This window comes from Nocardioides sp. (assembly GCF_025964975.1).
GTDB lineage: Bacteria > Actinomycetota > Actinomycetes > Propionibacteriales > Nocardioidaceae > Nocardioides.
The window spans coordinates 1-8,767 of sequence record NZ_JAOPXV010000041.1 but is presented as its reverse complement, the minus strand read 5'-3'; the positions used below and the strand labels follow the sequence as shown (position 1 = coordinate 8,767).

At 69.1% G+C, this 8,767-nt stretch carries 10 protein-coding genes and 1 pseudogene; 7 read left to right on the top strand and 4 right to left on the bottom strand.

Annotated features, from left to right (window positions below):
* Together JWN68_RS03115 and JWN68_RS03110 are read left to right on the top strand one after the other, a co-directional pair.
* On the top strand, positions 1-535 hold a 535-nt coding region (locus tag JWN68_RS03115), incomplete at its 5' end, for a L,D-transpeptidase (protein WP_297734558.1).
* Between the two features lie 60 nt (positions 536-595).
* Positions 596-1,462 carry an endonuclease/exonuclease/phosphatase family protein gene (locus JWN68_RS03110; RefSeq protein ID WP_297734555.1) on the top strand — a complete coding sequence of 289 codons (867 nt, stop codon included), beginning with the start codon at positions 596-598 and terminating at the stop codon, positions 1,460-1,462.
* Between the two features lie 217 nt (positions 1,463-1,679).
* On the opposite strand, the pseudogene JWN68_RS03105 reads toward JWN68_RS03110, so the two are convergent.
* Positions 1,680-2,942: pseudogene (locus JWN68_RS03105) on the bottom strand (DEAD/DEAH box helicase); the annotation flags it as partial.
* A 235-nt stretch (positions 2,943-3,177) separates the two neighbouring features.
* On the opposite strand from JWN68_RS03105, the gene JWN68_RS03100 reads away from it, so the two are divergent.
* Complete coding sequence (locus JWN68_RS03100; protein ID WP_297734548.1) at positions 3,178-3,891, top strand: ferritin-like fold-containing protein; 714 nt, start codon at positions 3,178-3,180, stop codon at positions 3,889-3,891.
* 82 nt (positions 3,892-3,973) lie between these two features.
* Here JWN68_RS03100 and JWN68_RS03095 read toward each other — a convergent pair whose 3' ends face one another.
* The 3 genes from JWN68_RS03095 to JWN68_RS03085 all read right to left on the bottom strand — a co-directional run bounded on the left by JWN68_RS03095 (position 3,974) and on the right by JWN68_RS03085 (position 5,242).
* Positions 3,974-4,261, bottom strand: coding sequence for a GlsB/YeaQ/YmgE family stress response membrane protein (locus JWN68_RS03095; RefSeq protein ID WP_297734546.1), 288 nt, complete (start codon positions 4,259-4,261; stop codon positions 3,974-3,976).
* Between the two features lie 121 nt (positions 4,262-4,382).
* Complete coding sequence (locus JWN68_RS03090; RefSeq protein ID WP_297734543.1) at positions 4,383-4,601, bottom strand: DUF3107 domain-containing protein; 219 nt, start codon at positions 4,599-4,601, stop codon at positions 4,383-4,385.
* A gap of 41 nt (positions 4,602-4,642) precedes the next feature.
* Positions 4,643-5,242: a TetR/AcrR family transcriptional regulator gene (locus tag JWN68_RS03085; protein ID WP_297734565.1), complete on the bottom strand. Its 600-nt coding sequence runs from the start codon at positions 5,240-5,242 to the stop codon at positions 4,643-4,645.
* A gap of 246 nt (positions 5,243-5,488) precedes the next feature.
* Here JWN68_RS03085 and moeZ point away from each other — a divergent pair, with 246 nt between their 5' ends.
* The 4 genes from moeZ to JWN68_RS03065 form a co-directional block, all read left to right on the top strand.
* On the top strand, positions 5,489-6,688 hold the full coding sequence (gene moeZ / locus JWN68_RS03080) for an adenylyltransferase/sulfurtransferase MoeZ (RefSeq protein ID WP_297734540.1): 1,200 nt from the start codon (positions 5,489-5,491) through the stop codon (positions 6,686-6,688).
* A gap of 129 nt (positions 6,689-6,817) precedes the next feature.
* A complete protein-coding gene (locus JWN68_RS03075) occupies positions 6,818-7,699 on the top strand; it encodes a hypothetical protein (protein WP_297734536.1) in 882 nt (293 codons plus the stop codon).
* A 114-nt stretch (positions 7,700-7,813) separates the two neighbouring features.
* Complete coding sequence (locus tag JWN68_RS03070; RefSeq protein WP_297734533.1) at positions 7,814-8,236, top strand: hypothetical protein; 423 nt, start codon at positions 7,814-7,816, stop codon at positions 8,234-8,236.
* 401 nt (positions 8,237-8,637) lie between these two features.
* Positions 8,638-8,767 (top strand): AAA family ATPase (locus JWN68_RS03065; RefSeq protein WP_297734562.1); only part of this gene is annotated, 130 nt, incomplete at its 3' end.

Sequence of the window (8,767 nt, the reverse complement as noted above, 5' to 3'; positions counted from 1 at the left end):
CCAGGAGGCGGCGGGCATCCAGCCGCAGGTCGCGGGCCCAGCCGTCCCCGGCGTCGCGACCGGGACCCACCCGCCCGGCGACACTGCCGGCGACAAGGATGGTGGGACGGCCGCCGACCCAGGGCGGGACGAGGTGGTCCTACCCGCCGGCTCGGGTGCCGGCCGCCGGGTCGTCTTCAGCGAGGCCGAGCAGCGGGTCTGGCTCGTGCGGGGCGACGGCACGGTGCGGCGTACCTATCTCGTGTCGGGCAGCGTGGAGGACAACCTCGAGCCGGGGACCTACTCCGTCTTCTCCCGCTCGCGCTGGGCAGTGGGCCTCGACGACTCGGGCGTGATGGAGTTCTTCGTGCGGTTCGCCCACGGGGAGCGTGCCGCCATCGGGTTCCACACCATCCCCACCAAGCTCGGAGTGGCGCTCCAGAGCCGTGCCGAGCTCGGCACTCCGCGGTCCCACGGGTGCATCCGGCAGGCGAAGGCCGATGCGATCTCCCTGTGGAAGTTTGCCCCTGAGGGCACCCCTGTGGTCGTCGTCTGAGCCGAGCGCCGGACTGACGCCGATTTTGCGACGCGGCAGGGTCCTTGTCATGGTGTCCGGATGCCCCACACCCCCAAGGCCTTCGCGGCTGCCTGCGCGCTGACCCTCAGCCTCGCGCTGACGCCGGTGGCGCTGGGCCCCCCCGCCGCCCACGCCGAGACGACGAGTGCGCCGGTCATCCGGTCAGCGGACGAGACGCCGGGCACCGAGAAGCCCAAGCCCCCGAACGGCTACGGGCTGCGCCTGACGACGTTCAACATCCTCAGCAGCTCGATCGCGCGCGGTGGCGTCGACCGCGCCACCCGGGCCGCGAGGTGGGTGCAGGACCAGGGTGCGGACGCCGCCGCCTTCCAGGAGGTGGCCAAGGACCAGCTGCGCCAGATGCAGACCGTCATGCCGCGCTACAACTTCTTCCCGCGTCGGGGCCTGGGCACTCGCGGCTCGGCCATCCAGATCGCCTGGAACTCCAAGACGGTCAAGATGGTGGAGACCGGCTACATCATGCGCCCGTTCCTGGGCCATGCGCGGCCGATCCCGTTCGTTCGCCTACGTGACCGCGAGACCGGTCGTGGATTCTGGGTGGTGGCAATCCACAACGCCCCGGGTGGACAGGAGCGCGATCGGGACATCTCCACCGCCGCCGAGATCGCCCTGGTCAAGAAGATGCTCAAGGGGCGTGACCGCCCGGTCTTCGTGATCGGCGACGTCAACGAGCGCGCGGAGTTCTGCCAGAAGTTCGCCGCCGCCACCCCGCTCGTCTCGATGAACGGCGGCTCCGCGAAGAACCCGTGCCCGGTCCCGCGCTTCGGCGGCCCGGACTGGATGCTCGGCAGTGGTGCCGAGTTCTCCGGCTTCAAGAAGGTCTACAACGGGATCAGCGACCACCCCGCCCTCACCGCCCGGGTCTGGGTACCCTCCGCGCACTGAGCAACGCCGGTCGACGACCGACACACGACGAGGCCCGCCCGAGCTCAGCTCGGGCGGGCCTCGTCATGTGCGGCGGTGGTGCTGCTCAGGACTCCTTGGACGTCGCGGCCGAGGCAGCGCCACCGCCGGAGCGGGTGCGGCGACGGTTGCGGTTGGTGCGCGTCGCGGTGGGCTTGTCACCCTCGGTGGCGGCGGCGGCCGGCGCACCAGACGTCTCGCCCGAGACGGACGATCCGCTGCGCGTACGGCTGCGGCTGCGGTCGTTGTTGCGGCTGCGGGCGGGGCGCTCGGAGCCCTTGTCGTCGCGATGGCCACGGTCACCACCGCGGTCCTCGCGCGGCTTCCGCTCGACCGGAGCGGCATCGACGATCCGGCCCTTGGTGCCCTTGGGGATGCCCTGGTCGTGGAAGAGCTCGGGGGAGGTCGAGTAGGTCTCCGGCGGGTCGGGGAAGGGCAGGTCGAGCGCCTTGTTGATCATCTTCCAGCGCGCGATGTCCGGCCAGTCGACCAGCGTGATCGCCGTACCGGTGGCACCAGCGCGGCCCGTGCGACCGATGCGGTGGATGTAGGTCTTGTCGTCCTCGGGGCAGGTGTAGTTGACGACGTGGGACACGCCGCGGACGTCGATGCCGCGCGCGGCGACATCGGTGCACACGAGCACCTTGAGCTTGTCCTCGCGGAACTTCGCGAGCGCCTTCTCGCGAGCGATCTGCGCCATGTCGCCGTGGAGGGGAGCGGCCGCGAAGCCGCGCTCAGCCAGGTCGTCGGCGATGCGCTGGGCCTGACGCTTGGTGCGGGTGAAGACGATCATCTTCTCCGCGTCGTCGGCCTGCAGAACACGGCCGATGATCTCCGGCTTGTCCAGGTCGTGGGCCAGGTAGATGAACTGGGCCGTGGCCGGGACGGTCGCGTTCTCGTACGACGACTCGGCGCGGATGTTCATCGGGTGGCGCATGTGGCTGCGGGCCAGGGCCACGATCGCGGCCGGCATGGTGGCCGAGAACAGCATCGTCTGCCGGGTCTCGGGCGTGAGGCTCAGGAGGCGTTCGACGTCAGGCAGGAAGCCGAGGTCGAGCATCTCGTCTGCCTCGTCCAGGACGAGCGCGTGGACGTGCGACAGGTCCAGGGCCTTGCGGTTGGCCAGGTCGATGAGGCGACCCGGGGTGCCGACCACGATGTCCACGCCGGACTGGAGCGTGTCGAGCTGGGTGTCGTAGCCGACGCCGCCGTAGACGGTCAGGACGCGCAGGCCGAGGTCCTTGCTGGCGATGGCGAGGTCGCTGGAGACCTGGAGCGCCAGCTCGCGGGTCGGCGCCACGATGAGGGCCTGCGGCTTGCCCTGCGGCAGGTCGGCGTAGGCCGGGTCGCTCATGGTGACACTGCGCTGCAGGACGGGGATGCCAAAGGCCAAAGTCTTGCCGGTGCCCGTGCGGGCCTGGCCGATCAGGTCGGTGCCCATCAGGGCGACCGAGAGGGTCATCTCCTGGATGGCGAAGGGGGTGGTGATGCCGGCGCGGTCGAGCGCGTCGCAGATCAGGGGGAGCACCCCGAGCTCACGGAATGTGGTGGTCACGTCTATGTCGCTTTCTTGTTCAAGTCCTCGTCGTGCGGCGGACTCGCAAGAGAAAGCCTGCCGCGCACATACGTCGGCGCCGGTCAGATCCTCGACGGAACAGGGCGCCCGATGAAACCACTCTATCGCCTAGGGTGCGAGCATGACTGAATCCCCGTCGGCATCCAGGTCGGCGCTGATCACCGACCCAGGGCAGGACCCCGCCTACACCCAGGCGGTGATCGACCTGCTGGGAGCGATCGCCTACGGCGAGCTGTCCGCGTTCGAGCGCCTCGCCGAGGACGCCAAGCTGGCGCCCACGATCGAGGACAAGGTGGCCATCGGATCGATGGCGGCGACCGAGTTCGGTCACCTCGAGCGCCTCCTGGCCCGCCTCACCGAACTCGGCGCGGACCCGTACGTCGCCATGCAGTCCTTCAAGGAGGGCTTCGACAACTTCCATGCCCACACCCGGCCTGCCGACTGGTTCGAGGGGCTGATCAAGGCCTACGTCGGCGACGGCCTGGCCGCAGATTTCTATCGCGAGATCGCTGCCTACCTCGACGCCGAGACCCGCGACCTGATCGTCGCGGCGCTGGCTGACACGGGCAACTCCACCTTCGTCGTCGGGCGCGTGCGGGCAGGGATCGCCCAGGACCCGCGCCTGGGGGGCCGCCTCGCGCTGTGGGGCCGACGCCTGATGGGCGAGGCGCTCACCCAGGCCCAGCGGGTGGCCGCTGAGCGCGACGCCCTGAGCGCCCTGCTCGCCGGGGGTGTCGACCGCCCCGGTCTCGACCTCGCGGCCCTGAGCCGGATGTTCAGCAGGCTGACCGAGAACCATGCCCAGCGGATGGCCGACCTGGGCCTCGACGCTTGACGGACCCCGAGACAAGCGGAAGGGCCCCACGCCGTGCGGTGTGGGGCCCTTCGTCGCTGTCCGGGTCAGGCGCGAGCCTGGATCAGACGCGGGTGCTGTGGTTGCTGTTGTTGCGGCCGGTCACGGTCGAGGCGATCATGACCAGGACGGCAGCGGTGATGATCGCGACGATCCACTTGACCCAGTCGACGCCGTTGGAGCCGTTGCCACCGAAGGCGTCGTAGATGAAGTAGCCGAGCAGGATCCCGCCGATGCCGCACAGGATGGTCAGCCAGACGGGCGTGTTGTCCTTGTCACCGGGAGCCACGAGCTTGCCGAGGAATCCAATGATCGTGCCAAGGACGATGAGGACGATGATGTCAATAATCATGGTGTCAACCTTTCTCTAGTCGCACCCTGATGGTGCGAGCATGTCGAGCACGTCGACAGGTTCCATGATGCTCATCAAGGACCGGCAGAGCAATCACCGTGCCTCTTTGGGGTGGCGTGGCTCAGCGGTAGCCCACGCTGCCGGACTTGCCGGAGCCGATCTCGACATAGGCGATCTTGTCGCCGGCGATCGCGATCCGGCGGCCGCGGGTGTCGGTGAAGGCGAGGATCCCGCCGGTGCCGACGGCCTCCGAGAGCTGTGCCTCGAAGTCGCTCGGACTGGTGTCGGTCTCCACGACCAGCTCGCGAGGCGCGTGCTGCACGCCGATCTTGACCTCCATGGTCACTCCTTGTGGGGTATGTCGATGGGTGCTGCGAAGGGTCAGGTGTCTTCGGACTTCGGATAGCCGCGGATGCCGCGCCACGCCAGGCCGGAGACCAGCGCGGCAGCGTCCTCGAGGGGGATGGCGCCGCTGCTGACGCCGTCCTCGCCGAGCCAGAACCGCGCACTGACCTGGGCCATTCCCACGAGCGCCACGGCCAGCAGGCGCGAAGCCTCGTCGGGGAGCCCCGTGTCCTCGTGGATGACCTCGGCGATCATCGCGGCGCACTCGGTGGTGACGCGGTCGATGTGGGCTCGCACGGCAGGCTCGCTCGTCAGGTCTGACTCGAAGACCAGACGGAAGGCACCGGTGTCGGAGGAGACGTAGTCGAAGAAGGCCTGCATCGTGGCCTGCACGCGGAGCTTGTTGTCGTTCGTGGAGGCAAGGGCCTGGCGGCAGTTGTCGATGACAGTGTCGCACGACTCGTCGAGCAGTGCGAGGTAGAGGTCGAGCTTGCCGGGGAAGTGCTGGTAGAGCACCGGCTTGGAGACGCCGGCGCGATCGGCGATGTCGTCCATGGCGGCGGCGTGGTAGCCGTGCACCACGAACACCTCGAGCGCCGACTCCATCAGCTGGACGCGGCGTTCGCGGCGAGGCATCCGAGCCCCGCGGGGTCGGGACTCACCTGAGTCGAATCGATCCACGCTCACGTGCTGTGTCCTCCCGGCGGTTCCTTGAGGTCGCAGCCTACTCATAGGTATCCCCGGGGAACCGCAGGGCCGACGGCACGTCTCGTCCGGATGCCGGGACTTGTGCGGTCCGGTCGTGCGAGCCGGGGAACATGAGGGCGGTCGGTGGTGTTTGCCCTCCACGACCCCGAATCGATCTGAGTCCAAGGAGTGCCCGTGTCGTTCGCCCCGCTCGTGGAGCCCGCTGCCGAGCTGACCATCGACGAGGTCCGCCGCTACAGCCGGCACCTCATCATCCCCGACGTCGGGATGAGTGGACAGAAGCGCCTCAAGAACGCCAAGGTGCTCGTGATCGGCGCCGGCGGCCTCGGTTCCCCCGCACTTCTCTACCTCGCCGCGGCCGGAGTCGGCACGCTCGGCATCGCCGAGTTCGACACCGTCGACGAGTCCAACCTGCAGCGTCAGGTGATCCACGGCGTGAGCGACATCGACAAGCCGAAGGGCCAGTCCGCCAAGGAGTCCATCGTCGAGATCAACCCGTACGTCGAGGTGGTCCTCCACCCCGAGCGGCTCGACAACGACAACGTGCTCCAGGTGTTTGAGGGCTACGACCTCATCGTGGACGGCACCGACAACTTCGCGACCCGCTACATGGTCAACGATGCGGCGTACTTCCTCGGCATCCCGTACGTCTGGGGATCCATCTACCGTTTCGACGGCCAGGCGTCGGTGTTCGCGCCGATGCTGGGCGACGACCTGCCCTGCTACCGCTGCCTCTACCCCGAGCCGCCGCCGCCCGGGATGGTGCCCAGCTGTGCTGAGGGCGGTGTGCTGGGCGTCCTCTGCGCCAGCATCGGGGCCATCCAGGTCAACGAGGCGATCAAGCTGCTCACCGGCATCGGCGACCCCATCGCCGGCAAGCTGATGATCTACGACGCACTGGAGATGGAATACCGCAAGCTCAAGGTGCGCAAGGACCCCAACTGCGCGCTCTGCGGCGAGCACGCGACGGTCACCGAGCTGATCGACTACGACGCGTTCTGCGGCGCCGTCTCGGACGAGGCGGCGGAGGCTGCGGTCGGCTCGACGATCTCGGTGACCACGCTGGAGCACATGCTCAAGGAGCGGGAGAACGGCGGGCGTGACTTCGTGCTCGTCGATGTCCGCGAGCCCAACGAGGCGGAGATCAACCACATCCCGGGTGCCGTGCTGATCCCGAAGGGTGAGTTCCTCAACGGCAACGCCCTGAGCCAGCTCCCTAGCGACAAGCAGATCGTCATGCACTGCAAGTCCGGAGTCCGGTCCGCCGAGACGCTGGCGATCGTCAAGGGCGCCGGCTACTCCGACGCCGTCCACGTCGGTGGCGGCGTGGTCGCCTGGGTCAGCCAGATCGACCCGAGCCAGCCGACGTACTAGACGCGCGGTCCCTCTCCGGCAGGTCTGATCACCCGCGAGGCGTAACCCATGGGGGTTGCGCCTCGTTGGACGTTCGGACGAGCCCTCGCCCACTCGGGAGCGGGGGCGCCGATCGGAAGAGGACCTCATATGCGCACCTCACGCACCCTGCTCGCAGCCGCCGCGAGCGTCACTCTCACGGCCGCCGTCGCGACGACTGCGCCGGCTGTTGCAGCCAAGGGCAGCAAGGGGCCGTCGGCCACCGTGTCCTATGCGCCGGCCGCCACCGCCAAGATCCACCCCGGCGTCCAGATGTACACCGAAGGCGCCCAGTGCACCGCCAACTTCGTCTACACCGACGGCGCCGGAGCGACCTACGTCGGCTATGCGGCGCACTGCGCCGGCCTCGGCGAGGCGACGGACACCAATGGCTGCACCGCGCCCTCGCTCCCGCTCGGAACCCGCGTCCAGTTCGTCGAGGGTGGCTCGCTGATCAGCGGCGGCACCACCGTCGGCCAGGGCACCTTGGCCTACTCCTCCTGGCTGACGATGCAGCAGCGCGGCGAGACCGACGAGAACACGTGTGCCTACAACGACCTGGCACTGGTCAAGGTCGACGGGGCTGACGTCGCCAAGGTCAACCCCTCCATCCCGTTCTGGGGCGGTCCGGTCGGCATCAACACGACGGGCACGAGCACGGGCGACACCGTCTACTCCTACGGCAACTCCAGCCTCCGCGCCGGCATCGAGACGCTCTCGCCGAAGCAGGGCACCAGCGTCATGACGGACGGCGACGGCTGGTCCCACGCCGTCTACACCGTGAGCCCGGGCGTGCCCGGTGACTCGGGCAGCGCCTTCCTCGACGGCCGGGGCAACGCGCTGGGCACGCTGTCCACGCTCGCCCTCGCCCCGCTCGCGGCGTCCAACGGGGTCGGCGACCTCAACCACGAGCTGACCTACGCCCAGCAGAACGGTGGGATCAGCGGCCTGCGGCTCGTCCCCGGCACCGAGCCGTTCAGCCCGATCCTCTGATCGCGTAGCACCAGATTCCGGCGGCTCCGTCTGTGGGGGACGGGGCCGTCGGGCCATTTTCGCCGGCTCTGCTGGGGCTGGGCTCCCGCCCAGGAACAGGGGGCGTGGCAAGCCGTGGCCGCCACCGTCGTCACCTGCCTCCTGGTGACGATGGTGGGGTGGGCCGCGTTGATCGGCCCCTCGAAGGTGTTCACCGGCCCCGGCTCCCGGCCGAGCAGCGAGACGACCAAGACGACGACGAGCCCACCGCCGATCGACGGGGTCAAGGAGCTCGAGCGCAAGGGACATCGAGAAGCGCGAGTACGGCGCCCGACCATCATCATCGCCAACCTGATCGGTGGTGCCATCCAGCTGTTCGTGCTGGTCGGCATGGGGTGGGTGGCCTACCTGCTGCTCCGGCGTGCCCGACGCGCCTGGCAGCTGAGGCGCCACGTCGAGGCCGCGGCGACCGTGTGCCTGCACCTCGAACCGGTGCCAGCACGCCACGATGGCGTTGCGCGGCTCTCCATCCTGCAGCAGCGCGAGCTGCGTCTCTGAGTCGTCGGCCATCATGCGGCGGACGCGCTCGGGATGGCCCGCCTCGAGAGTGTCGAAATCTACCGACATCGACCGCTACCTGACCCCAATCGAGCAGCTCCGTGACCACGACTGACGCCGTGCCCCAGCCCACCGAGCTCAGCGCCGCTGAGCGCAGCCGTCGCCCAGGAGGTGCTGAGCCAGGTCGGCCGGGCCGTGGTCGGCAAGCAGCAGCCGCTCGGTCTCGTGCTGGCCGCGATCCTGGCGAAGGGACACGTGCTGATCGAGGACTTCCCCGGTCTGGGCAAGACCCTCGCCGCGCGGACCTTCGCCAGGCGCTCGGACTCGACTTCTCCCGGGCGTAGCTCACCCCCGACCTCCTGCCCGCCGATCTCACCGGCTCCTACATCTACGGCCAACGGGTGGGACAGTTCGCCTTCCGCCGCGGACCGCTGTTCGCCGGACTGCTGCTGGCTGACGAGATCAACCGCACGCCGCCCACGACCCAGGCCGCCCTGCTGGAGGCGATGCAGGAGGGCCAGGTGACGGTGG

Bases quoted from the DNA above. Each gene is read 5' to 3' on its own strand.
- JWN68_RS03075 (WP_297734536.1), top strand. From the start codon at position 6,818: ATGCGCACCTCACGCACCCTGCTCGCAGCCGCCGCGAGCGTCACTCTC.
- JWN68_RS03095 (WP_297734546.1), bottom strand. From the start codon at position 4,261: ATGATTATTGACATCATCGTCCTCATCGTCCTTGGCACGATCATTGGA.
- JWN68_RS03100 (WP_297734548.1), top strand. From the start codon at position 3,178: ATGACTGAATCCCCGTCGGCATCCAGGTCGGCGCTGATCACCGACCCA.
- JWN68_RS03090 (WP_297734543.1), bottom strand. From the start codon at position 4,601: ATGGAGGTCAAGATCGGCGTGCAGCACGCGCCTCGCGAGCTGGTCGTG.
- JWN68_RS03085 (WP_297734565.1), bottom strand. From the start codon at position 5,242: ATGCCTCGCCGCGAACGCCGCGTCCAGCTGATGGAGTCGGCGCTCGAG.
- JWN68_RS03110 (WP_297734555.1), top strand. From the start codon at position 596: ATGCCCCACACCCCCAAGGCCTTCGCGGCTGCCTGCGCGCTGACCCTC.